We start from the raw sequence: 22,315 nt of genomic DNA on the forward strand, positions 1-22,315 counted from the left end.
TCAGTTCAGTCCAAGCTCGCTTCGGCGGGCTTCCGCCGACGGGAGCGGCGCTTGTTTCGACCGGATGATCGGAAGGTCGCTTGCTCTCGTCGCGTTGATCTTGATCCACTCCTCCTCGTCACCGGAGAGGTCGAACTCTTCCTTGATCGCGCCGACGGGACAGGCCGGAATGCACGCGCTGCAGTCCACGCAGACATCGGGATCGATGTAGAGCCGCTCCTCGTCGCCGTGGAAGCAGGCGACCGGGCACACGGTTACGCAATCGGTAAAGCGGCAGGCCTGGCAGTTGGCGGTGATGACGTGGGTCATTCTGGCATCCTGATGGGCATCGATCGCGTTCGGCCTCGGCGCGCCTGGCGACGCGCCGAGGCGTAGGCCTCACGCAGCGACGTGTTCGACCTGGACGAGGTTGTCCGAGTAGCTGCCAGCCATGCCCATGCCGCAGTGGGCGTCGGAGCTGATCGAGTTCACGGCCGTGCCCGACGTCGTGAAGCTCGGCCAATGGCCGAGGTTGGCCATGACGAGACCGGGCATCAGCGCATCGACAATCTCGGCGCGGCCGTCGAAGTGCCCGCGCTCGTTGAACACGCGGACCGTCGAGCCGGTTACGATCTGACGGGCCGCCGCGTCGTCGGGATGCATGAACACGGTCTGCTCCCCTTGGCGCTTCTGCTTGGGCGCCTCGTTGGCGTACTGCGAGTTCAGGAAGGCGTGGGCTTTCGGCGAGACGATCGAAAGCGGAAAGCGCTTGGCGAGTTCGGGGTTGGTCTCGCGCGACTCGTAAGGCGGCACGTAGTCCGGAACCGGGTCGATCGGCTCGCCAGGCTGCATGCCCTCGTACATCGACCGCCAGACCGGCACGACGAAGTTTTCGGTGATGCTCGACTTGAACTCGCACTTGCCGGACGGGGTCTTGAAGTTGCCCTCAGCATGGGGCTTCCGCTCATGCGGGAGGCCGACGTTGATGCGCGCCCAGCCGGTCGCCTTCAGCGTCTCGAGCGTGATGCCTTCGAGGGCCGGGGAATTCCAGTCGTAGAAATCCTGTAGCATCTCCCAGTCGGTGCGGTCCCAGTAGTCGTCGTTGAACCCCATCGTCTTCGCCAGGCGGCGGAACATCTCGACGTTCGGCACGCAGTCCGGCGGCGGCGCGATCGCGGGCTGGTTCAGGCTGATGTAGAGGTGGCCCCAGGTCACCATGATGTCGAGCTGTTCGCCCTGCATGGCGGACGGCAGGATGATGTCGGCGTATTTCGCCGTGTCGGTGATGAAGAGTTCGCTGACGACCGTGAACAGGTCCTCGCGCTCGAGGCCCCTGGCGATCTTCGCCTGCGCCGGCGCCTGGCTCATCGGGTTGGAGTTATAGACGAACAGCGACTTGATCGGCGGGTCGAGCTGCAGCTCGCCGGTGAGCGCGGCGCCAAGATCGAGTTCGTTGACGACGCGGGTGCCCGGGCGAATCCAGTCGGGGCGGCAGATCCGGTCGAAGTTCGTCGGAAACTCCCAGATCGGCATTTCCATGGCGCCGCCGCCGACATGCCGCCATGCGCCGATCAGCGCCGGAAGGCAGGTGATGGCGCGGATCGCCTGTCCGCCGCCGCGGCTGCGCTCGATCGCGACGCCTTCGCGGATCGCGGCCGGCGGCGTGGTGGCGTATTCACGCGCGAGCGTGACGATGTCCTCGGCCGGAATGCCTGTGATCTCGGAGACGCGCTCCGGCGGGAAGAGCGCGGCGCGCGCCTTCAGCTCCTCGTAGCCGAGCGTGTAGTTCTCGACATAGTCGTGGTCGACGAGGTCTTCGGCGATGATGACGTTCATCATGCCGAGCGCCAGTGCGCCGTCGGTGCCCGGATTGATCTGGACGTGCCAGTCGGCCGCCTTCGCGGTGCGGGTGCGGACGGGATCGATGACGACGATCTTGGCGCCGGCCTCCTGCGCCTTCACGATGAACGGCCAGCCGTGGATGTTCGTCGAGGTCATGTTCATGCCCCAGACGATGATGTACTTCGCGTGGACGAAGCTCTCGATGTCGAGTCCGCCGGACGGGCCGACCGTCATGATCCAGGCGGTCGACGAACCGCTCTCGCAGTAGGTCTTCTCGGCGACCGTCGAACCGAGACGGTTGAAGAACGCGTCGCCGGAGGTGAGACCGTTCAGCGTGCCCTGATGGCCAAGATAGGCATGGGGCATGATTGCCTGCGCCCCGTACTCGGCGATGATCCCGTTCCACTTGTCCCGGATCGTGGCGAGCGCCTCGTCCCAGGTGATGGGCTCGAACTGGCGCGACCCCTTCGGTCCGACGCGCTTCAGCGGCGCGAGGATTCGGTCGGGATTGTAATGATGGCTGGCGAAGTCCTTCAGCTTCACGCAGAGGCGACCCTGCGTCATCGGATGGTTCTTGTCGCCGGTCACCTCGACCAGCTTCCCGCCCTTCACGTGATACTCGAACGCGCAGGTATCGGGGCAGTCGTGCGGGCACGCGCCGCGCACGATCATGGTGTCGATCTCAGCGTTCATGGCTGGCTCCGTCCTTCTAAGACGTTGCGAACGTCGGGCCCATCGGCGAAGACGTTTCGATTGCCCGGAACGATACCAAGGAGCCTGCCGCCGTAAATAGTACGGCCGTCCTAGATCGATCAAATGGTGTGCAGATTAGTACGCTGCCTAGCAAAAAAGCTGGGCGCCCGACCGCGCCCGCGTGCGCTGCCGCAATTGAACGCTCCGCCAGCTGGAATGTCCATAGCTGGCATGAGGTCGTCGCGGTGCGACGCGCGCTCTAGCCAAAGTTCTTGTACGGTCGTACTGCAAAGACGCGCGCGCCCGTTCGGCGGGCTGCGCCCGCGATGGGGAGCCTGCATGGACAATCTGCTGCCGACCCCAAAAGGTTCTACGATGAAGGGCGCCGGCCGCACTGCCGCGATCCTGGAGGCCGCTAAGGACATAGTCGTGTCCGAGGGCTTTGCGAACCTGTCTTATCGCAACATCGCCAAGCGGGTCGGCATCGCGGTCGGCAACGTCAACTACTACTATCCGTCGAAGGACGACCTCATGGTCGACCTAGCGGAGTTCATCTTCGATCGCTGGGACGAACGCTTGAAGAAGCGGGTGCCTTCACGGCTCAAGAGTGACCGCGAGATCTTCCAGTTCTCGATCAAGTTCATGATCGAGGAGAACAAGAGGGAGCGGACCGTGACGCTTCTCATGGAGATGTGGGCGATGGCCAATCACTCTCCGCCCGTGTCTAAGATGCTGGGCGCATTCTATGCGCGGATGCGGTCCTGGATCTCGGGCATGATCGAGCGCGTGCGTCCCGACGTCGACCACGAAAGCCGAGAGCTCCGGGCCGCTCTGATCACCGCCCAGATCGAGGGTTTGATGATTCTGATCGGTCCGAAAAGAGTCAGGCGTCGCGAGCTCGTCGGCCTCGAGCAGGCGGCGGCCGCGCACATTGAAAAGCTCGCCTTCAGCGACTGACCCCAAGCGCCAAGACGCGTCGGTTCAATAGGCCGCTGATCGCTTGTGTGAACCAGCGCCAAAGATCGACACTACCAGAATCTTCATAAGCCAAACCGACAGAACGATTTCTCGGCGAAGGCAAGGGTCAACATCGGATCAGGCAGCGCCCCTCCCTGGAGTGGGCCTTCGGCGACGGAGAGGCCGTAGGACCGGTGATCACGGACATAGGCGCGCTTCTCGGCCGCGGCCCGCTCGAAGAGCCTCTTTAGGAAATCGAGCTCGAGAGCCTGCCGGCCGACGAGCCGCTCGAGAGCGGCGATCCGCGCCTCGTATTCCTGCATCCGGTCCGCGGCCTCCGCGTCCTCGTCGAAGGCGCCAGCCTCGTACTTCTGGACCCAAACACGGATCAGGTTGCGCGACAGATCATATCGCTTCGCAAGCCCATGAAGCGCCTCGCCGGAGATAAACTCCTGCGCGACCTGGCGTTTGAACGCGATGCTGTGGGACCGGTGGCGGGTCATGGGGTCTCATCCTCTGAAAGCCCGGCTCCCGGTCAATTCCCGAAGCTCAATCCGTCCGCTCCAAGGGGGCCACTCCAGCGTCAACCTTCCGGGCGCTGTGACGCCCTACGGCGGCGACGATCGGCATCACCGCCGCCCAAGCGCGAGCGAGGGTCGAAGGAGCTCAGACGAACGGTTGGCAGCGGCATAGCAGATGCGGGCCGGTCGCCCGATGCCCGATGCGCATCGCAACCGCTAACGCTTTATTGGTGTCCGACTTGGCAGACTACAGGTCAAACTAATCCACGCTGCGGATATTGAAGGTCATGGCGGACACGACGACGGGGATCGCGTACCTCAAGGGCGTGAACGACGTCTTCTACGACCAGATCAAGGTCGCCGACCAGAAGGCGACCTACATCCTGTCTCTGATCATTCTCCTTCTGGTCTGGTCGCCCGAGCTCCGGCAGACGTTCCTTCCCCCGCAGGCACTGGCCGCCGAACCCGCGCGCGCCATCTCGTTGCTGGTCGCCGCCGCCCTGGTCGTGGCGCTCATCAGCGCGCTGGGCGTCGTGCTGCCGCGGCGCCGGCGCGGCGGGACGGCGCTGTTTTGGGGGGCGTGGCCGGCCGCGAGATCCGCGGCGCTCGACGTCGCGGCCGCCGCGGACGCGGACGGCGCCACGCTGCTGGCGACCTACGCCGACAACGCGCAGAACCTGGCCGCCATCTGCCGGTCGAAGTATCGGCTCGTCTCGGTCGCGATCACGTCGTTGATCGTCGCGATCGCGCTCCACGGGATCTCCCTCGCGCTGCGGTGAGGGCGCGTAGCGCCGCCGACATGCAACCCAGTCGACGCCCACCGCGGGATTGGGTAAAGAGCCCCTAAGGACTAAGGGGGGCGGCCTGGCCGCCGGGGGCGATGCTTTCAAGGTTTCTGCGGCCCGCCGCGGCGGCGGCATTCGCGGCGTGCATAGGCGCGGCGGGCGACGGCCAAGCCCAGGAGCTGATTGCGCGGCCGCTTCCTGTCGCCGGAGAGGTGATCGCGGCCAAGGGCGGCGAGGAGCTGCAGCTCAAGTCCGAGGCGGACTGGCGGTCCGTCGTCATCCGGCAGAACGTCATCGGCGGCGACGCCTTGCGGACCCACGCGCTGGGCAATCTGGCGCTGCTGTTTGCGGATCGCACGCAGATCCGGGTGGGCCGAAACTCGACGCTGGTCGTGAAGGACGTCGCACGCGGCCCGAACGGCGAGACGCAGCTTGCGCTGCCGGAGGGCAGCATTTTCGCCCGCGCCGCTCGGGGCGGATCGGGCGTCATCGTCGATACGCCCGCGGCGGCGGCCGCCATCCGCGGAACCGACTGGTCGCTCACCGTCCAGGGCGCGAAGACCTCGCTCGTCGTGCTCGAGGGCGTGGTGACGCTGAGCAACCCGCAAGGCTCGGTGACCGTCCGTCAGGGCGAGGCCGCCGAGGCGCTGATCGGACAGACGCCGCGCAAGATCACGCTGGTGAACTTCAAGGGGCGCGAACAGATCCTGCTCTACCGCGAGCTTCGCGATTCCTTCTTCGAACTGTCGCCGTCGGATCTGAGTCGGACGGGCGAACGCGCCGCTCGGGCGCGAGCTCTGGCTGAGCCGGACGTCCGCCGCAGCGCGGCCGACTGGCTCACGCTTGCCGAGACGGGGCTCTACTTCGACGGCCCCGCCGCAGCAAGCCGCGCGCTTGAGCACGTCGCCGCCATGCGCCTGACGAAACGAGAGGCGGCGCGGGCGGAGCTCGTGCGCGGCTTCATCGCCGCGCGCAGCCAGAAATGGCGCGAGGCCGCGACCGCCTTCCGCCGCGCGCAGTCCGACCTCGACGTCGGGCGGCGAGACACCGGGGCCTATGCGCTGTGGATCGCCGAGACGCTGGGGGAGCCCGCCAAGGCTCCCAGACCGCGACCTGCCGGAGGCGGCCGGGGAGCGGCGAAGCAAGCGCTTGCCGAGGCGAGCGTCCAGAGCTTCGTCGAGAACGCCAATGCCGGAATCGCCGTGCTGGACGACGCCCAGAGGCGCTATCCGGACGACGTCATGATCACGGCGGGCAAGGCCGCCCTGCTGCTGCTCGACAGCGACGAGGCAGCGGCTAAGCGCGAGATCGACCGCGCGCTGGCGATCGATCCGGAGGACCCGTTCGCGCTGACGGTGAGCGCGAGGCGCCGCTGGACGGTGACCGGCGATCTCGACGGCGCGCTCGCCGAGCTGACGCGCGCCGTTGAGATCGCGCCGGGCTCGAGCTTCGTCTGGGGCGAGATCGCTTTGGTCCAGGCGGAGCGCGACGCGATCCGCGAGGCGGAGGCGGCGCATTTGAAGGCGATCGCGCTCGATCCGGAAAGCCCGCTCGCCCATTCGAACTACGCCAATTTTCTGATCGATCAGAACCAACTGGAACTGGCCGACCAAGCGCTGCGCGCGAGCGAGGCGATCGACCCCTCCGGTTATCTGTCGCTCGTCACCCGCGGCCGGCTGCTTGTCCGCCAGGGTCGTTTGGACGAGGGGACCGAGAAGCTGCTCGCCGCCGCGGCGGTCAACCCGACCTATGCCGGCGGCCAGCTCGAGCTTGCGATGGCCATGTACCGCGCGGGCGACCTGGACCAGGCCCAGCAGGCGCTCGACAACGCCGAGCGTTTCGACGGCGACAACGCGGTCGCGCCGCTGATCCGCTCGGCCATCGCGGTCGACGCGTTTCGCGCCGACGACGCGCTTGGCGAGGCGCGCGAAGCGACCCGCAGACGCGTGGCCAAGGGCGGCGGCTACGCCGAGATCACCTCCAGCCGCCAGGATGGCTCCACCATCGGCAACGCCCTGCGCTTTCTCGAGCTGGACGCATGGGCGCGGTACTACGGCGACCGGTTCTTCGATCCCTTCTCCTCGACCGGCTACTTCGACCAGGCGATCGCCGACCGGACGACCTATTTCACGCAGACCGCGTCCACCCTTGCGCCAGACGAGGCCGGCGGAGCGGCGACCACCGCGTTCCCCTCGCTGATCCAGGGGCTGCTGCTGGATTCGCTCGCCGTCTCCGGGCGGGAGCGCCGCACGGACTTCGTCCACGCCCCGTTCGTCGAAGCGACGGTCGGCGGCGGCGTCTCCTCAGAAAAGGGCCATCGCGGCTGGATCGCGGACGCCACCCTCCAGGGCAAGGTCATGGAGCCGACGCCGTTCGGCTATTTCCTGAACGCCAGCGTGCTCCGCCCCGGAAACCGCTTCGACGACGCCGACAGTAAGCTCGAGTCCGGCGTCGCGCTCGTGGGCGTTCAGCCCACGGTCTATGACGACGTGGTGCTGTTCGGAAACTACGGGCGGCAGAAGCAGGGCCTCAGGCTGCCCGACCTGCTCTCGCCGCTCGGGGACGTGTCCGACGCGCGCGCCGGAAATGTCGGCGCGGCGTGGAGCCATGTGTTCGGCGAACGCAACGTGGTTCAGGCCATGGCGGTCGGCTCGCTCAGCGAACAGACGTCGAGGGCGGATTTCCTCGGGCTCGTCGATCAGCGCGATCGGCTCGAGCAGCGGAATCTCGTCGGTGCGGTCAGTCATCTCGTCGGCCTGGGCGACATCGACCTGCGGTACGGCGCGGAGGGGGTCGTGACCCGGATCGACGGACGACTGGCGCAGACGGCGCTTTCCCCAGGCCCGACGACCGTCGTTCGCACCAAGGCGACAGGAGAAGCGGGCAGGCTCTACGCGGACGCCCTTTGGGACGTCGGTGGTGGCTTGCAGATCGAAGCGGGACTGTTCGCCACCTCGGCGGCGTTCGACACGTCTCGGGGCGACGCCAGCAGCGACCGGGTCGATCCGCGCATCGGCGCAGCCCTGGAGCTCCTGCCGGGGCAATGGCTTCGGACCGCCTACCGCACGGACACCTCGTTCAGCACGCCCTTCACGCTTTCCCCGATCGCGACGGTCGGCCTGACGCCGAACCAGGCGCCGCTCATCTTCGGCGGCCGCGTCGAGACGATCGCGGCGCGCTGGGACGCGGAATGGTCCCCGCGGCTGTTCACGGCGGTTGAGTACCAGTCGCAGAACCTGCGCGGGGTGACAGTCGGGGTGCCGGAGTCTCTGCTGGAGCTGTCGGCCCCGAAAGCGGAGATCGACCGTCTGTCGATCGCCGCAAACGCCTGGCTCGGCCACGGCGTTGGCGTCTTCGCAAGCTACGCCCGCACCTGGTCGGAGACGCGCGACGACATCGTGCTGACCGACGCCTTTGACATCGTCCGCGCGGTCCTGCCCGCCGGCAGCCGCGTTCCCTTCACGCCGAAGGACGCCGCTCGGTTCGGCCTGACGTTCGTCCATCCGTCCATGATGAAGTTCACCGTGGCCGAGAACTACGTGGGCGATCTTGTCGACGAGATCGGCGCGGACATCGATTCGTTCTTCACGACCGACCTGTCGCTTAGCTGGGAAGGCCTCGACAAGCGCCTGCTGATCGATCTTCAGGCGCTCAATATTTTCGACAAGCGGTTCGATCTGGCCGCGGGGGTGCTCGGCCAGGGCCGCACCTTCAACGCCACCGCGCGTCTTCGTTTCTAATGGCCGCGAGCGGCGCCCGCTCGGAGCCGCGACGACGGCTGGCCGTCCGGGCGGCGGTCGCCGCCGCGGTCGTGCTTGCGCTGGCGCTGATCGTCGCCGGCCCGCTCGGTTGGCGGCTCGACGCGCCGGCTTACGATCTGCTGTCGACGATCGCTCCGCCTGCGCCGGCGGACGACATCGTGGTGGTCGCGATCGACGAGCCCTCGTTCGCCGAGATCGGCCGGCAGTGGCCCTGGCCGCGCGCCTTGCATGGCCAACTAGTCACAGCGCTGAGGGCCGCAGGCGCGCGCGTGGTCGGGCTCGACATCGTATTCGCCGAAGCCTCCTCGGCGGAGGGGGACCAGGCGCTCGCCGACGCGCTGGGGCCGGACGTCGTGCTCGGCGCGGACCTGACGGTGATCGAGACGCCGCACGCGACGCAGACGATCCGCGTCGATCCCCTGCCGGCGTTCCTCGCCCGCGGAGCGACTCCCGGCCTCGTCGCCGTCACGCTCGACCGCGACGGCGTGCTGCGTCGCGTCAGGTCCGCCGAGGACGCCTTCGCCGGGGCCGTCGCCGCCGCATCGGGCGCCGCCTCAGGCGCGTCGCCGAAGCGCGCGCTGATCCGGTTCCGTGGGGGACCCCGGACGTACCGGACGATCTCCTACTATCAGGCGCTCGACCCGGGAACGTTCCTGCCGCCCGGCGCGCTGCGCGACGCGGTCGTGGTGGTGGGCCTGAGCACCCAGACCGCGGCGGACGCCAGCGCCGGCGGAACCGACGCCTTCGCGACCCCGTACACGTCGCGGACAGGCCGGCTGACCTCGGGCGTCGAGATCCAGGCCACGCTGGTGGACGCGCTTCGATCGCGAGATCTGGTGACGCCCGCGCCGTTGTGGGCGGAGCTTCTGGCGCTCGCCGTCGCGGGCGCCGCGGGCCTCGGTCTCGCGGGCAGCGGCCGCGTCTCCTGGCGCTCCGTCGCGGGGGCGGCGGCGCTTGTCGCAGGCGTGATCGCCGCGTGCTGGCTGGCGCTCCAGCACGCAGGGTTCTGGCTCCCTCCTGCGGCGCCTTCGCTCGCCGTGCTGCTGGTGGTGGGCGCGGAGGCCGCTCTCGATTACGGCCACGAGCGGCGAACCCGGCGCGAGATCGCGCGCGCCTTCGAGCAGTATCTCGCGCCCGAGGTCGTCAAGCGTCTCGTCCGTGACCCATCCGCGTTGAAGCTCGGCGGCGAGCGGCGGACGCTGTCGATCCTGTTCTGCGACATCCGCGGCTTCACGGAGCTCGCCGAGCGCATGAAGGGCGATCCCGAACGGTTGACCCTGCTGATCAACAGGCTGCTCGGCCCCTTGTCCGACGCGGTGCTCGCCGAAGGCGGCACGATCGACAAATACATCGGCGATTGCGTCATGGCGTTCTGGAATGCGCCGCTCGACGCGCCGGACCATGCGGAGCGGGCCATCGCCGCAGGGCTGCGCATGCTCGACGCGGTCGAGCGGCTGAACGCGGAGCTCAACGCCGAGGCCGGCCCCGGCGTCGCGCCGCTCGAGTTCGCGGTCGGCGTCGGAATCAACACGGGCGACTGCGTCGTCGGCAACCTCGGCTCCGACCGACGCTTCGACTACACCGCCGTCGGCGACGCCGTGAACCTCGCCTCGCGGCTCGAAGGCGCGTCCAAGCTCTATGGCGTCCGCATGCTCGTCGCGGACGACACGGCGACGCGGTTCTCCACGCCGCTGATCGAACTCGACCGCATCGCGGTCAAGGGACGCCGGGACGGCGCGCTGATCCATACGGCGCTCCCGGGCGCCGACGTCTCGGACGCGCAGGCGGCGTTCCTTGGGGCCTACAGGGCGAGACGCTGGGACGACGCCGAGCAGGCGTTGGCGGCGGTGCGCGCGGCGGAGCCTCGGCTCGCGCTCTACGCCGGCGTCATGGCGGCGCGGATCGCCGGCTACCGTGCCGCGCCCCCGCCGGACGACTGGAACGGCGTCTTCGCCGCAACTGTGAAGTAGCCGCGCTACGACATCGCCGCGGCGGACGTCGCCGCGGCGTTCTCCAGCCGGCGTCGCTCCGCTGTCGCCGCGACTTCGGCCGCGAGCTCGGGATGGTCGTCGAGGAAGGCCAGGAACGCGCGCCGCCTAAGCCGCAGCAGCGAGCAATAGGCGATGGCGTCGACGTCCGCCGTGCGGGGGCTGTCGGTCAGAAGCGCAATCTCGCCGAAGATCTCGCCCCGCCCCAGCCGGTATGTGGAGCCGCTGACGCTGGTGACCTCGACTGCGCCGGAGGACACGAAGTAGGCCGCGTCCCCGCGGTCGCCGCGGCGGATCAGGCGTTCGCCTGGCCGCACGAACACCGGCTCGATCAGCCGGACGAGCTGCTTCAACGCGTCGTCCGGCAGACGCGCGAACAGCGGCAGCCGGGCGATCAGAGTTTCGGGATCAAGCCCGAGGTCGAGCGCCGGCCGCGCGCCGACGCCACGACGCCGTCGGCCGACCTCGATCACCAGATCGCGATGCAACTCCGGGCCGATCAGCCCGTCCTCAAGCATCCGATCGTACTCGCTCTCCTCGATCTGGATCGCGGCGTTGGCGAGCAGGCGACGCTCCAGCGCCTCGGCGTAGCCGGGATACTGAAGCCGAAGCGCCGCAAGCGCGCGGCCGACCGTCTCGCGCCGGCGGGCCAGGGCCATGGAGGCCGCCGCCGCGGCGTCCGGCCCGAGCACCGGCGCAATGGTCTCGCGGGCGAACGGCTCGAGCCGCGCGACCGCCGCCGAGGTCACAAGCAGCATCTCGAAGCGGTCGGCCATCACGCGTGCGAGCCACCCCGTCCAGCCTGTCGCGCGCGCGACCCTTTGGGCCGCCCGTTCGGCGCCCGAGAACCGCAGGGCGTAGGCGTCCGCCTCGGCGTAGCCCTCGGCGCCCGAGGCGCGGCTGCGGTCGCCCAACCGCCGGGCGTCCCCGAGCAGCCGGTCCACGAGCTTGAGCGACACGCTGCGTTCGCGGACCCGCTGCAGGATGATCTCGCGCTCCGCGCGCGCAAGCGTCGCCAGAGCGATCGCGACGCGCTCGGCTGGATCCGCCATCGCGGAGGGACCATCCGCGCGGGCGGCTTCCGCCCGCGTACGCTCGGGCGCGGTAAGTCCGTGAGCGCGCGCGGTCTCTTCGACCCTGTCCGCGACGTGCCGCCGCGCCGCGGCCAGCACGTCGCGCCGGAGCGCGAGATCGACCGGGGACAGGCGGTCCACGCCGGTGCGGCGCACGAGCGCCCGCAGCGTCGTGCCCTGGATGAGTAGCGTGTAGAACACATAGCCGGTGGCGAGCACCGCCACGAAGCTGCGGATCTCCGGCGACAGCTCCTCGCGCTCGGTGACGGCGAGCGCCAGGACCAGCGTGGTCGCGCCCCGAAGGCCGCCCCACAGCACCACCCAGCGAAACGCCGCGCTGATCTGCGGGCCGATCCTCAGCGCCGACATCACGGGCATCAGCCCGAACACGATCGCGGCGCGCGCCGCCAGCGAGGCGAGGACCACAACGCCCAACAGGAACAAATCGAGGAGCGTTGCGCCCGCGATGAGTCCCGGGGCCAGGATCGACGACAGCACGAAGATGAGCGAAGCCGCCCACCAATCGATCTGCTCCCAGACCGTCTTGAGGTGACGCCAGACGTCGGGCGGCGCTTTCGCCGGCCCATACATCGCGAAGGTGACGCCGGCGCCCACCACCGCCATCACGCCCGAAATGCGCAGCGTGTGCTCGGCGACGACGAACGCGACATAGGGCAGCGCGACGCTGACCGAGGTCGGGGCCAAAGGGCTCTCGCGGAGCCGTCCGACCAGCGAGGCCGCGAGACGCCCCGCAACCGCGCCGAGCACGACGCCGCCAAGCGGCAGCGCTATGGCCTGGACGGCGGTCTGGGCGGGATCGAAGGCCCGGCCGGACACGATGAGATCGAGGAAAAGCGCGAACAGCGTGATCGCGGCGGCGTCGTTGAGCAGGCTCTCGCCCTCGACCAGCCGGACCAGGCGGCCGGGCGCGCCCGCCTCGCGAAAGATGCCTATCACCGCGATCGGGTCCGTGGTGGCGACGATCGCGCCGACCAGAAGGCAGGCGAGGAGCGGCATGGGCGCAAACGGCGCGAGCGCGAGGCCGATCACGAAGGTCGAGACGACGACGGCGACGATCGCAAGCGTGAAGATCGAGCTCGCGTCCTCGGCCAGCTGGCGGGCGTCCGTGTTCATCGCGGACTGAAACAGCAGGACGGGCAGGAACAGAAACAGGAACGCGTCCGATCCGAGCGGCAGGTCCGTGACCGCCTCGGCGACGTCTTGCGCCGCCGGCCCGAACGAACCGCTGCGCAGCACCAGCGCCAGCGCCCCGATCGCGACCCCGAAGATCGCGAGCAGCACGCTCGCCGGCAGCCGGAGCCGCGCCGCAACGGGCTCGGCCAGACTGACGGCCATCAGAAGAAGAGCGATGATCAGGACGACGAGCGCGACCGACATGACCCGGTACTTCATCCATCGGGAGCGGCTTTTTAGCCGTGATCTCAGCCCTTGTCAGCGTTGAGGCGCAAAGACGCGAGCCGAGGGAGCTGTCCGCTGCGCAGTGCTCCGGGCTTCGCTTTGAGGAGGCGGGGCGCAAAAGCGCGCAGCAGTATCGAGAGCGCGAGGACTGCCCGCTTCAGGCGCTGCGACGGGGCCGACGTTCGCTTCGGAAAGATGCGCTAATGCCCGCTCGTGGCGCGGAACGGCGGACACGCCTGAGGACTTGGGACGCACACGCACCAAGGTGGGCGCGTCCCAGATCCGAGGCCTCACCCCGTCGCTAGATCAATAGTCAAAATATGCCGGCGCCCAGCGGAGCGTTTCGTCCTCGACCGCGACCCGGCCGACGGACGGAAACGGCAGGTGTACATGCTCGCGAATCCGCAGGCGTGGCACTTCGCGATACCGGGCGTCACCACGACGGGCCCGCTCAACCAGCACTTCCTCCGCGACATCGGGCTGATCTTCGTCTTTCTCGGTTCCGCATTCGCCCTGGGCGCGGCGGGGTGGGCTCGCAAAAGGGCGATAAGGCGCATCCTCACTCGTGAAGCATCACGTGTGGCTTTATGGCTATTTCCGAACGGGCTAATGCGACATCAGCAGACAGACGTTCGAACTCTGAAGCAGGTCGTGGGTGGCGCCCCCGAAGATCCACTCGCGGGTCCGGCTGTGCCCGTAAGCCCCTGACACGATCAGCCCGGCTTCTGCTTCCCGGGCTACCTCCAGCAATTCGGCGGCGATTGAGGGGATCTCGCCGGTGCGCACGACGGAACGCGCTGTGACGCCATGCCGGCCAAGGTAGCCGACGACGTCCTCCGCGCCGCGATCTCGAAACTCCCGCGTCGCGCTCACCACCAGGACCTCCTCGGCCTTTTGCAGGAACGGCATGCTGTCCCGAATGGCGCGTCGCGCTTCGCGCGTGTCCTTCCAGGCGATCACGACGCGCTTGCTCGACAGCCGATCGATCTTTGGGGGCGCGACGAGTATGGGGCGCCCGCACTCGATCGCCACCGCTCCGGGCGATACGCCGAGCCCTCCGTCGCGAGGGTCGCCGCCAGCTTGTCGACCGACCACCACGAGATCCGCGGCGCGCGCTTGTTCGGTCAAAAACCGTCGAGGGTCGCAGATGTCGGATCGCCACTCGACGTTATTGCCGGCGCCGACGGTGGAGAAGAAACTCGCTTTGGCGGCGACCAGGTCGCTCTCGACCCGCTCCCGCTCGTCATCCATCATCGTCACGGACACGTTTGGCGTCATATCCGTGTAAATCGGGACCAGCATCTGCTCGGCGGCGGCGCCGATGAGATGGGCGCCGAAGTCGGTGGCGAGCCCCATCGCAAGCTTGCCGCGAGACTTCGACTGCGGCGTCAAATCGAAATGGACGAGGATGCTTGCAAAGCTTGCAGCAGCTTGTGTCGGGGAGAGTGTCATCGTCGGCTCCCGTGATCGATCTTTGCCTCACGTTCGGCCCGAGCCCAATCCGCCGCCTTGATCTGGCTCAATGACACCCGAGCGGAAGATCTGCTTCAGACCTCCTCGCTACCAAGTTCCCATCTGACGATTGCAGGACGTCATCGGTCAACGAACTCTTTAAAAAAAGGCTGAGCGTCTTGTCAGAGTTGTGGGGTCGAACCCTGCCCGCGCATTTACGATTCACCGACCAGTCGCGTGTGCCGCAACAATCTAAAATTTATTTGAAATCGCTACAATATCTGAGATTTGTAAGGCTCAGGAACGATATTTGATTTAGATCAATACGTCAGACTAGACTTGTCGCCACGATGGTCACTGTCTCAATCAGTCGCTAGGTGACATGATGGATGACAAAGAAAGGACTGAAATAAAGCGCAAATGCAGTGAACCCATTCGTCGCAAGGCTATCGACCGCAGATTCATATCTGCAGGACGTTGGACGTTTGTCGATGCCTATTGCGAACGTGCTGCAGGAAATGAAGGAAAATGTTGGCAGCATTCAAGCCGATGTAACTCAGATGACGTGACATCTGAGCAAAGCACACAAACGTAACCCCCCATTCCGGTCAGGCGGAGAAGGTCTTCTCCCGCCCTGGGCCGCCTGCGTAAGTCCGCATCACCGCGGAGTCTGGTGCGGAGCCGGACTGCGTAAACCGACGTGGCCCGCCAAGAGCGATCGATCCGCGGCGTCCCTATGGTCGGGGCGCCGCTCCCGTTGGCGTACAGCGATCCAGTCATTCCGCCGATCGGATAAAACGGATGGCTTCGCGGTCATGAACCAGCATTCCCGCCGCCATTGCGGCTAGGAACAGCAGCGTCGCCGGCACGCCGAGCGTGATCGAGGCGACGGCCGGCCCGGGGCAGAGCCCAGCCAAGCCCCAGCCCACGCCAAAGATCGCGGCGCCCCCGACGAGCCTTCCGTCGATCGTACGCCCCTGCGGCAGGTGGAAGCTCTCGTCGAGGATCGGTCGCGGCAACCGACGCGAGAGCCAGACGCCGACCGAAGCGACTGCGACCGCCCCGCCAAGCACGAAAGCGAGGCTCGGGTCCCAAGCGCCGAAAACGTCCAGGAAGCCACGCACCCGCGCCGGGTCGAGCATGCCCGAAAGGGCAAGCCCAAAACCGAACACCAGACCGCTCAGACCGGCCGCGATGACGCGCGCGCCGTTCACGACACGTTCCCGACGCGCATAAGGGTGACGGTGGCGACCGCCGTTGCGAGGAACACCGCGACGGCCACGATAGAGCGAGGCGACAGACGCGCCAGCCCAACGACGCCGTGGCCGCTGGTGCAGCCGGATCCCATGCGTGCGCCGTAGCCGACGAGCAGGCCGGCGACCACCAACACCGGAGCCGAACTGGTGACATGGACCTCCGGCGACCGACCAAAAGCGAGCGCATACAGCGCCGGACCCAGCGCGAGGCCGATCGCGAACGCGCCGCTTGCCGCCGGTCCCGCGTCGGTGCGACGCCAGAGCCCGCTCAGGATGCCGCTCACGCCTGCGACACGGCCGTTCAACGTCATCATCAGCGTCGCCGCGAAGCCGATCGCGACGCCGCCGGAGAGGAAAGGCAAATACGAAGCAACCATCATGCGCGATCTCCAGCGTCCAGGAACGGCGGAATAATGCGCCTTGCCCTTTGTGACGGCTATGGGCCCGCCAAATTCGACCGTTTTCTAGTCGTCGCGCGGATGTTGAAGTGTTTCGAGATACGCGATCAGATCTGAAATCTGAGCGTTGTCGAGCTGAAACGTCGGCATTGTGGGGTGTCCCGTAACGATGCCTTCGGCAAGCGCCTCGGCGAGCGTGTCGACCGGATAGCGCACGTGAAGGTCACGGAACGGCGGCGCAATCCTCAGCGCGCTACCGCCCGCCCTGCCGATCGCATGGCAGCCGGCGCAGTTGGCTTTGGCGAAGGCGAGGCCCCGTTGCTCACCCGGCTCCATCGCGAGCGGTGAATTGACCAGGCGGCCCCAGAGCGCCAACGACAGCGCGCAGGTTCCGAAGACCCTCAAGAACCTCACGGCGTCGCGCCGAGATGAGTTCGCGCAATAACATGGAGTCGCTCGAGTTTCTGGCGCAACCGGTCTTCGGACGCCTTGTCGCCGAGCACCCCGCGATCCGCCAGATTCCCGCTCAAAACCTTTATGAGCTGCTCGTCGTCTCCGTCGATGTCCGACACGACGAGATAGCGGGCGTAATCTTCGATGGCTTTGTCCTTCATGCCCATCAGACGAGCGGCCCAGCGACCAAACATCCGGTCCCGAAGCGCGCGCACCTGAAATGCGAGGTCACGTCGACGAACGTAGTTCGCTTCTTCCGCGCGTTCTCGTGTCTCGAACATGTCAATCGACCCCGTGTCCAGAAGCGCCGGACAATTCCTCAGCGAGGTAGACTGGCACTTTCGAGACATTGACCGGTTTACGAACAACAAGCACCGGAAGAGTGGAGTGAGCGAGCACCTTGTTGGTGACTGAGCCGAGCATCATTGCCGAAAGCCCCCGACGACCATGGCTAGCCATAGCGATCAGCTCGCAGCAACGCTCCTCGGCGACCCGGATGATTTCTTTAAACGGATCGTCATTCCATTGTCGGACCGCGATGAACGGCACGCCCGCCTCCAGCGCCGCGGCCCCGGCTTGTTCCAGAATGCGGTCCGCATGCGTCTCGCGCTGTCGCTCATACTCCTCACGAGAGGCCTCGATCATTTCGGTCGAAGTCGTGAACAGGTGAAATGGCTCATTGACGGTCAAGAAGACGATCGCGGCGCCGGTCGCCGCGGCGAGTGCTATGGCCTGGTCGACGGCAAAGGTCGAGAGCTCGCTTCCATCGGTCGGCACGAGGATGCCCTGATAGGGCGACGCCCGCGTCGCGAGTTCTCCGACTGACACGATTGAGATGGTGGCTTGTGACATCGGATCCTCCCTAGGAGAACATTCGTTTTCCACGTGGGCGCGTGCGCCGCCTTGATCCGGATCAAAGCGGCGAGGCCACGCGTCGGTGATCCTGCCTCAGCTTCCAGATACGGAGGATCCCATGATCTCGCTTGAAGAAGCAGCAGCAGCGGCCGCAACTATCGAAGCGGCGATACCTGATCCCGCCTTGATCGCGCTAAGCTTGAAGTCGCTTGTCCTAGATCTCCCGCTCGCGATCGGCGCCGAGACCATGCGCTTCAACGTCCGGCTCGCCATCGCTTGGCTCGATCACATCGGCCGCGTCGCCGCGCTGAACGGCCCGCCGGACGCAGGCCCGTTGATGAAGCCGAACGATGGTCCTCCCGTCAGCGTCGCTCCCACGTCGCCTTACGCCGTCGCCGCCAAGCTCGCGGCCTGACCAGCGGAGATGTTTCGATGACGTTACAGAGCTTTTCGGTTGAGCGCCCAAGCGCTCGGCGGCCGCGCGCAAAACTAAGGCTCGTGCGGCTGCATTTGGCTCGCGAGCCTGAATATCCTCGGGGAAGCGAGGTCCACGGTTACGCGTTTGTCGCGCCGCTCGACCGCCATGGGATGCTGGATCCTTCGCTCTGGCGCAAAGAAAGGACACGCTGTCGCGCCGTCCGGTTCTGGGCCGGCGAGCAGGCGATGTTCGGGTTGCTGAAGCACAGAGCCGGCGGCGCAGGCGGATCGACCTGGGTGTTCGATTTCGATCCGGATCGATCCGACGACGATGAGATCGGCCACCGTCTTGATGCTCGCCGGTTCCGTACGGGCGAATACGTCACCCTTGAGCATGAGGGCGAACCGCATGTGTTCCACGTGGCGAGCGTTGATGATTTCGCCCCGGTGAACCGACCTGCTCCTCTGACAGCGCCCTGCCCCACCTCATCGCGTCTGACGCCGTCGGCGGCTTGACGGCGAATCAGGCGTCCCAACCACGCGGCCGCCCCAATCCGGCGCCGGCCGCTTGGTTGGGAGACCGTTGCAATATTGACGTGATACGGCGGTTTCCCGGGGCGCGATTGACGGCAGCCTTATCTCACGGCTCTTGTTGGATCGCAGCTTCCTCGGCGCGCGTGATGACATCGGCGACGGTCCTCGACGCGTCGAGCTTCGGCCAAGTGATGTGTCCCGCGCCCATCCGTAGCTGACGACTCAGCACATTGACGTCGGCGTCCGAGATGTCGCCGACCCGGTCAGCGACCCGGCGCTCCAAAAGCGATTTGTCCGCCTCCAGCCACAGACCTTGGAAGCGCACCGAAGCCCCCGCGGCGGCCTGCTCGATTCTGGCCCGCTCGAGCGGTGATTGGAATGTCGCCTCGGCGAGCGCGCCATGACCCGCTCTGAGAATCCCCTCCGCGCGCCCGGCGATCGATTCGTAGACCCTGCCCGTCACGCCCGCGCCGTACGCCTCCAAGGGCAGTTTATGGTCCGGGACCGCGCCGAGCATCGCTTTGCGGATACGGTCGCTTCCCAAGATGCGGGCTCCAGGCGGCGGGCCCACGAGATGCGCGACAGCCGCAGCGACGGTCGACTTGCCGGAACCCGAAAATCCACCGATCGCCACCAGCTGTGGCGCCTTCGGCCCAAGCAGAGTCTGCGCAAGATCCGAGTACGCGCGCGCTTCACGCGCCTTTCGATCATCGACCTGCGCCTGACTTGCCGCGACATGCGCTCTCACCGCGGCGCGGACCGACATAAAAAGCGGAACGAGCGAGAGAGCCTGCTCATCGTCGATCTTGTCCAGATAGCGGTTAAGCGCGAGGTTCGCGAACGTCCGAAGCCCACACCGCCACAGATCCATCAGCAGGAACGCCAAGTCGTAAAGCCGATCGACCGTGGCGAGTTCTTCGTCGAACACAAGGCAGTCGAACAGGGTCGGCTCTCCCTCCCACAAGCAAATGTTCTGAAGATGCAGATCCCCGTGGCCGCGAATGATCGCTTTGGCCTCGGCCCGCCGGTCGAGCAGGTCCCGCGCCCGGATCCAGGCGGCGTCGCAGGTTGCGCAATATCGCTCGACCGCTTCGTCGTCGAAGCCCCGAACAGCCCAAGCGTTCTGGCGTTGCCGTCGATCACCCTGCGCATTCCCACGGCGCCCGCCCCCGCGAGCGGACGCGCGGCGCGATGGAAAGCTGCGACGACTTGGCAAGACGCGCGACGATCTTCCCCGTTAGCGCCCCTCGTGCAGCCATGTGGGCGAAGAGATCCTTTTCCGGAAATCGCGCCATCTCCACCACGGCGTCGACGAGCTCGCCGACGCCGTCAAGATCAAGGCCGTCGCCGGATCTCGTCACCCGCCTCACGCGGCGATAAAGCGTCGGCGCCGTACGCTGATTCAGCGCTAGCTCACGCTCGCAGTCTTCAAGCCGAGACCGAACTGTCGAAAAGTCGACATAGGGCAAAGCTACGGCGCGCTTGAGTTTCCAGACCACGTTGGGGCCGAACAGGACTATGGAAATGTGAGTCTTCTGCTCGCGCGCATCCGGGCCGAGCCGGCTTTTTAAGAACGCAATGACCGCCGCCTGTTTTTCCTCGGGATCGCTCATGGCGTAATCGCCGCCTGCAGGACGCCGTCGCGCTGATGCGAGAATAGATCGTAAGCCTCCTCGATCTCATCGAGCTTTAAACAGGGAGTGACGAGAGGGCGCATGACGGCCATCAGGCGGTGCATCCGCTCCTTGCCGCGGGAACAGAGCGTCGTGACAATTGTGTGGTCGCCAAGACCTGCCGCGAACGCGTCGAGCGGGATCGTGAGATCGCTGGAATAGGCGCCGAGGCTCGGCAGCACGCCGCCTGGACGCAAGACGCGCAGAGCCGCCCGGACGACATCTCCACGGCACGAGCGTTCTGCTTCGTTGTTGATCCACATCAGTGATGAAGCGGCGAAATTTACGTTCATGACCGCCCCGGGGGTGCCCATGACAAATCTCGCGCTTACTTTGCTGAACTCAAAGGCCAAGCGCCGAGCGCTCCCGCGGCCGGGTCTCGGGCCGCCGCCGCGTCGGATCGCGGAAGCCGAAAATCTGCCTGTCATGCCGGCGTTGGGCGCGACCATCGATCGCTCGCTCAATGCGGGCTTGGCGCGGTTGACTGCAGGTCTCTCTCCAGCCGGCCTAGCGGAAGCTTGGTTCGACTGGGCGCTCCATCTTTCGGCTTCGCCCGGCAAGCAGATGGCGCTCGTCGACAAAGCGCTTCGGAAGTCGCTGAAGCTTGCAGATTTCATGTTACGATCAGCCAGCAATTCGGACGCTGAGCTTTGTATTCAGCCACTGCCGCAAGACAGGCGGTTCGCCGACCCTGCATGGCGTCGTTTGCCCTTCAGTTTTTATTTTCAGGCGTTCCAGCTTCAGCAGCAGTGGTGGCACAACGCCACCAACGACGTCGCCGGTGTGTCGTCACATCATCAGGACATGGTCGCCTTCGCAGCGCGTCAGCTCTTGATATGGCGGCGCCGTCGAATTTCGTCGCGACCAATCCAGTTGTCTTGAGAGCGACGCTGGACAGCAACGGTAAAAATCTATGCGCAGGTTTAACCAACCTCTACGAAGACTGGTCCAGAATGGTCGCAGGCAAGCCGCCGGTGGGCGGAAGACTTCATGGTCGGCCGGGACGTCGCAACCGCGCCGGGTGAGGTGATCTTTCGAAACGAGTTGATCGAACTCATTCAATATGCGCCGACGACGACCACAGTGGCGGCCGAACCGCTGCTGATCGTTCCAGCTTGGATCATGAAATACTATGTCCTCGACCTTTCGACGACCCACTCACTGGTTCGTCATCTGGTTGGGTCGGGTTTCACCGTCTTCATGATTTCGTGGAAGAACCCGGATGGCGGAGACGCCAGCCAGGGGATCGCGGACTATCTTCGCCGCGGCCTCGCCGCTGCGCTTGACGCGATCGACACCATCGCGCCTGGCGAGAGAGTTCACGCCGCAGGCTATTGTCTCGGGGGAACGCTGCTCGCGATCGGCGCGGCAGCCATAGCGCGGGACAGCGACGAGCGACTGGCGTCGCTTACCTTGATCGCATCCCAGGTCGACTTCACGGAAGCGGGCGAGCTCACGCTGTTTATCGACGAAGCTCAGGTCCGCTTCCTCGAGGACGTGATGTCGATCGAGGGCGTTTTGGAAGCCCGACAGATGGCGGGCGCCTTCCAAATGTTGCGATCGAACGACCTTATCTGGTCTCGGGTCGTCCGAGACTATCTGCTGGGCGAACGGACGCCGATGACCGACATCTCGGCTTGGAATGCGGACGCCATGCGCATGCCCGCCCGCATGCAAGGCGAGTATTTGCGCGGCCTTTTTCTCCAGAACGACCTCGCCGAGGGGCGGTTTACGGTCGATGGCCGGCCAATCGCCCTGGGAGATATCCGCACGCCGATCTTCGCGCTCGGTACAGAGCGCGACCACGTCGCGCCATGGCGATCGGTCTACAAGATCAATCTCCTGACCGACACTGAGGTCACGTTCGCTCTCGTCTCCGGTGGCCATAATCGCGGCGTGGTCTCGGCGCCCGGTCAGGATACGGGCGCCTATGCTCGCATCGGCACCGCGACGCGGGAGGACCCATATCGGGATCCGGATGACTGGCGCTCGTCTCACGAACCGAGAGATGGCTCATGGTGGCCGCTCTGGTCCGACTGGATGAAAACGCGCTCGTCTGGACACGCGGCTGCGCGCGCGCCGAGGGAAAGCCTTGCGCCGGCGCCTGGGGCCTACGTTCTGAAACGGTGACACCCAATAGCTTCGGTTTGACCAAAGCTATCCAACACCGCCGGCCAGATGCGCTTTGAAGCCAAGCTCGGCGGTCAGCCGATCTTGATCCCGATCAAAGACCTCGCTTTGGCAGGCCCCCACGATGAG

19 protein-coding genes and 2 pseudogenes are annotated in these 22,315 nt (G+C 66.3%); 8 read left to right on the top strand and 13 right to left on the bottom strand.

Translation table 11 applies throughout. The features are described from left to right. Both K244_RS0110630 and K244_RS0110635 read right to left on the bottom strand, forming a co-directional pair. Entirely contained in the window at positions 1-309 is a 309-nt protein-coding gene (locus K244_RS0110630) for a ferredoxin family protein (RefSeq protein WP_020186246.1), read from the bottom strand. A gap of 69 nt (positions 310-378) precedes the next feature. Then, positions 379-2,514, bottom strand: a complete 2,136-nt coding sequence (locus tag K244_RS0110635; protein ID WP_020186247.1) for a molybdopterin-dependent oxidoreductase — start codon at positions 2,512-2,514, stop codon at positions 379-381. Positions 2,515-2,853: 339 nt separating this feature from the next. Between K244_RS0110635 and K244_RS0110640 the strand changes: the two genes are divergently transcribed. After that, positions 2,854-3,471, top strand: a complete 618-nt coding sequence (locus K244_RS0110640) for a TetR/AcrR family transcriptional regulator (RefSeq protein ID WP_024816438.1) — start codon at positions 2,854-2,856, stop codon at positions 3,469-3,471. Between the two features lie 83 nt (positions 3,472-3,554). Here K244_RS0110640 and K244_RS21810 read toward each other — a convergent pair whose 3' ends face one another. Then, positions 3,555-3,974 (bottom strand): transposase, encoded by a 420-nt coding sequence (locus K244_RS21810; protein WP_245259758.1) that lies wholly within the window; start codon positions 3,972-3,974, stop codon positions 3,555-3,557. A gap of 305 nt (positions 3,975-4,279) precedes the next feature. Here K244_RS21810 and K244_RS0110650 point away from each other — a divergent pair, with 305 nt between their 5' ends. The 3 genes from K244_RS0110650 to K244_RS0110660 all read left to right on the top strand — a co-directional run bounded on the left by K244_RS0110650 (position 4,280) and on the right by K244_RS0110660 (position 10,508). Next, positions 4,280-4,771 (top strand): Pycsar system effector family protein, encoded by a 492-nt coding sequence (locus K244_RS0110650; protein WP_020186249.1) that lies wholly within the window; start codon positions 4,280-4,282, stop codon positions 4,769-4,771. Positions 4,772-4,989: 218 nt separating this feature from the next. Beyond that, positions 4,990-8,517, top strand: coding sequence for a FecR domain-containing protein (locus tag K244_RS0110655; RefSeq protein ID WP_197027160.1), 3,528 nt, complete (start codon positions 4,990-4,992; stop codon positions 8,515-8,517). After that, entirely contained in the window at positions 8,517-10,508 is a 1,992-nt protein-coding gene (locus K244_RS0110660) for an adenylate/guanylate cyclase domain-containing protein (protein ID WP_020186251.1), read from the top strand. Before K244_RS0110655 ends, K244_RS0110660 begins: the two co-directional genes overlap by 1 nt. Positions 10,509-10,513: 5 nt before the next feature. Here K244_RS0110660 and K244_RS0110665 read toward each other — a convergent pair whose 3' ends face one another. The 7 genes from K244_RS0110665 to K244_RS21820 form a co-directional block, all read right to left on the bottom strand. Continuing rightward, complete coding sequence (locus tag K244_RS0110665; protein WP_020186252.1) at positions 10,514-13,012, bottom strand: cation:proton antiporter; 2,499 nt, start codon at positions 13,010-13,012, stop codon at positions 10,514-10,516. 612 nt (positions 13,013-13,624) lie between these two features. After that, the gene (locus K244_RS0110670; protein WP_024816440.1) at positions 13,625-14,470 is read right to left on the bottom strand and encodes a universal stress protein; all 846 of its coding nucleotides are present in this window, start codon (positions 14,468-14,470) and stop codon (positions 13,625-13,627) included. 776 nt (positions 14,471-15,246) lie between these two features. Then, positions 15,247-15,684 carry a DUF6691 family protein gene (locus K244_RS0110675; protein WP_020186254.1) on the bottom strand — a complete coding sequence of 146 codons (438 nt, stop codon included), beginning with the start codon at positions 15,682-15,684 and terminating at the stop codon, positions 15,247-15,249. After that, the gene (locus K244_RS0110680; RefSeq protein ID WP_024816441.1) at positions 15,681-16,103 is read right to left on the bottom strand and encodes a YeeE/YedE family protein; all 423 of its coding nucleotides are present in this window, start codon (positions 16,101-16,103) and stop codon (positions 15,681-15,683) included. Before K244_RS0110680 ends, K244_RS0110675 begins: the two co-directional genes overlap by 4 nt. 87 nt (positions 16,104-16,190) lie before the next feature. Then, a complete protein-coding gene (locus K244_RS0110685; RefSeq protein WP_081761555.1) occupies positions 16,191-16,460 on the bottom strand; it encodes a cytochrome c in 270 nt (89 codons plus the stop codon). 74 nt (positions 16,461-16,534) lie between these two features. Further along, entirely contained in the window at positions 16,535-16,858 is a 324-nt protein-coding gene (locus K244_RS21815; protein ID WP_036305676.1) for an ATPase inhibitor subunit zeta, read from the bottom strand. 1 nt (position 16,859) lies between these two features. After that, positions 16,860-17,429: a universal stress protein gene (locus tag K244_RS21820; protein ID WP_020186258.1), complete on the bottom strand. Its 570-nt coding sequence runs from the start codon at positions 17,427-17,429 to the stop codon at positions 16,860-16,862. A 202-nt stretch (positions 17,430-17,631) separates the two neighbouring features. Here K244_RS21820 and K244_RS0110700 point away from each other — a divergent pair, with 202 nt between their 5' ends. Continuing rightward, complete coding sequence (locus tag K244_RS0110700) at positions 17,632-17,847, top strand: hypothetical protein (protein ID WP_155931690.1); 216 nt, start codon at positions 17,632-17,634, stop codon at positions 17,845-17,847. A 17-nt stretch (positions 17,848-17,864) separates the two neighbouring features. Continuing rightward, positions 17,865-18,365 (top strand): hypothetical protein, encoded by a 501-nt coding sequence (locus K244_RS23115; RefSeq protein ID WP_197027161.1) that lies wholly within the window; start codon positions 17,865-17,867, stop codon positions 18,363-18,365. A 124-nt stretch (positions 18,366-18,489) separates the two neighbouring features. Here the strand turns inward: K244_RS23115 and K244_RS21825 are convergent, their stop codons facing one another. From K244_RS21825 to K244_RS0110715, 3 genes and pseudogenes are all read right to left on the bottom strand, one after another. After that, positions 18,490-19,599 carry an AAA family ATPase gene (locus K244_RS21825; RefSeq protein WP_197027162.1) on the bottom strand — a complete coding sequence of 370 codons (1,110 nt, stop codon included), beginning with the start codon at positions 19,597-19,599 and terminating at the stop codon, positions 18,490-18,492. Further along, positions 19,523-19,996, bottom strand: a complete 474-nt coding sequence (locus tag K244_RS22670) for a hypothetical protein (RefSeq protein WP_051460017.1) — start codon at positions 19,994-19,996, stop codon at positions 19,523-19,525. The genes K244_RS21825 and K244_RS22670 overlap by 77 nt, the downstream gene beginning before the upstream one ends. After that, a pseudogene (locus K244_RS0110715) lies at positions 19,993-20,265 on the bottom strand (hypothetical protein); the annotation flags it as partial. The gene K244_RS22670 and the pseudogene K244_RS0110715, both read right to left, overlap by 4 nt. A 217-nt stretch (positions 20,266-20,482) precedes the next feature. On the opposite strand from K244_RS0110715, the pseudogene K244_RS24150 reads away from it, so the two are divergent. Next, a pseudogene (locus tag K244_RS24150) lies at positions 20,483-21,081 on the top strand (poly-beta-hydroxybutyrate polymerase N-terminal domain-containing protein). After that, positions 21,047-22,186, top strand: coding sequence for an alpha/beta fold hydrolase (locus tag K244_RS24155; RefSeq protein WP_020186263.1), 1,140 nt, complete (start codon positions 21,047-21,049; stop codon positions 22,184-22,186). The pseudogene K244_RS24150 and the gene K244_RS24155 overlap by 35 nt, the downstream one beginning before the upstream one ends. Positions 22,187-22,315: the final 129 nt, after the last annotated feature.

This window comes from Methylopila sp. 73B (genome assembly GCF_000526315.1).
In the GTDB taxonomy this organism is placed as follows: Bacteria; Pseudomonadota; Alphaproteobacteria; order Rhizobiales; family Methylopilaceae; genus Methylopila.

Excerpts from the sequence above, each read along its gene's own strand:
- K244_RS24155 (WP_020186263.1), top strand. The coding sequence starts at position 21,047 with ATGGTCGGCCGGGACGTCGCAACCGCGCCGGGTGAGGTGATCTTTCGA.
- K244_RS0110665 (WP_020186252.1), bottom strand. The coding sequence starts at position 13,012 with ATGAAGTACCGGGTCATGTCGGTCGCGCTCGTCGTCCTGATCATCGCT.
- K244_RS21810 (WP_245259758.1), bottom strand. The coding sequence starts at position 3,974 with ATGACCCGCCACCGGTCCCACAGCATCGCGTTCAAACGCCAGGTCGCG.
- K244_RS0110635 (WP_020186247.1), bottom strand. The coding sequence starts at position 2,514 with ATGAACGCTGAGATCGACACCATGATCGTGCGCGGCGCGTGCCCGCAC.
- K244_RS22670 (WP_051460017.1), bottom strand. The coding sequence starts at position 19,996 with ATGAGCGATCCCGAGGAAAAACAGGCGGCGGTCATTGCGTTCTTAAAA.
- K244_RS23115 (WP_197027161.1), top strand. The coding sequence starts at position 17,865 with ATGACGTTACAGAGCTTTTCGGTTGAGCGCCCAAGCGCTCGGCGGCCG.
- K244_RS0110660 (WP_020186251.1), top strand. The coding sequence starts at position 8,517 with ATGGCCGCGAGCGGCGCCCGCTCGGAGCCGCGACGACGGCTGGCCGTC.
- K244_RS0110670 (WP_024816440.1), bottom strand. The coding sequence starts at position 14,470 with ATGACACTCTCCCCGACACAAGCTGCTGCAAGCTTTGCAAGCATCCTC.
- K244_RS21820 (WP_020186258.1), bottom strand. The coding sequence starts at position 17,429 with ATGTCACAAGCCACCATCTCAATCGTGTCAGTCGGAGAACTCGCGACG.
- K244_RS21815 (WP_036305676.1), bottom strand. The coding sequence starts at position 16,858 with ATGTTCGAGACACGAGAACGCGCGGAAGAAGCGAACTACGTTCGTCGA.
- K244_RS0110630 (WP_020186246.1), bottom strand. The coding sequence starts at position 309 with ATGACCCACGTCATCACCGCCAACTGCCAGGCCTGCCGCTTTACCGAT.
- K244_RS0110650 (WP_020186249.1), top strand. The coding sequence starts at position 4,280 with ATGGCGGACACGACGACGGGGATCGCGTACCTCAAGGGCGTGAACGAC.
- K244_RS0110685 (WP_081761555.1), bottom strand. The coding sequence starts at position 16,460 with ATGGAGCCGGGTGAGCAACGGGGCCTCGCCTTCGCCAAAGCCAACTGC.
- K244_RS0110680 (WP_024816441.1), bottom strand. The coding sequence starts at position 16,103 with ATGGTTGCTTCGTATTTGCCTTTCCTCTCCGGCGGCGTCGCGATCGGC.
- K244_RS0110640 (WP_024816438.1), top strand. The coding sequence starts at position 2,854 with ATGGACAATCTGCTGCCGACCCCAAAAGGTTCTACGATGAAGGGCGCC.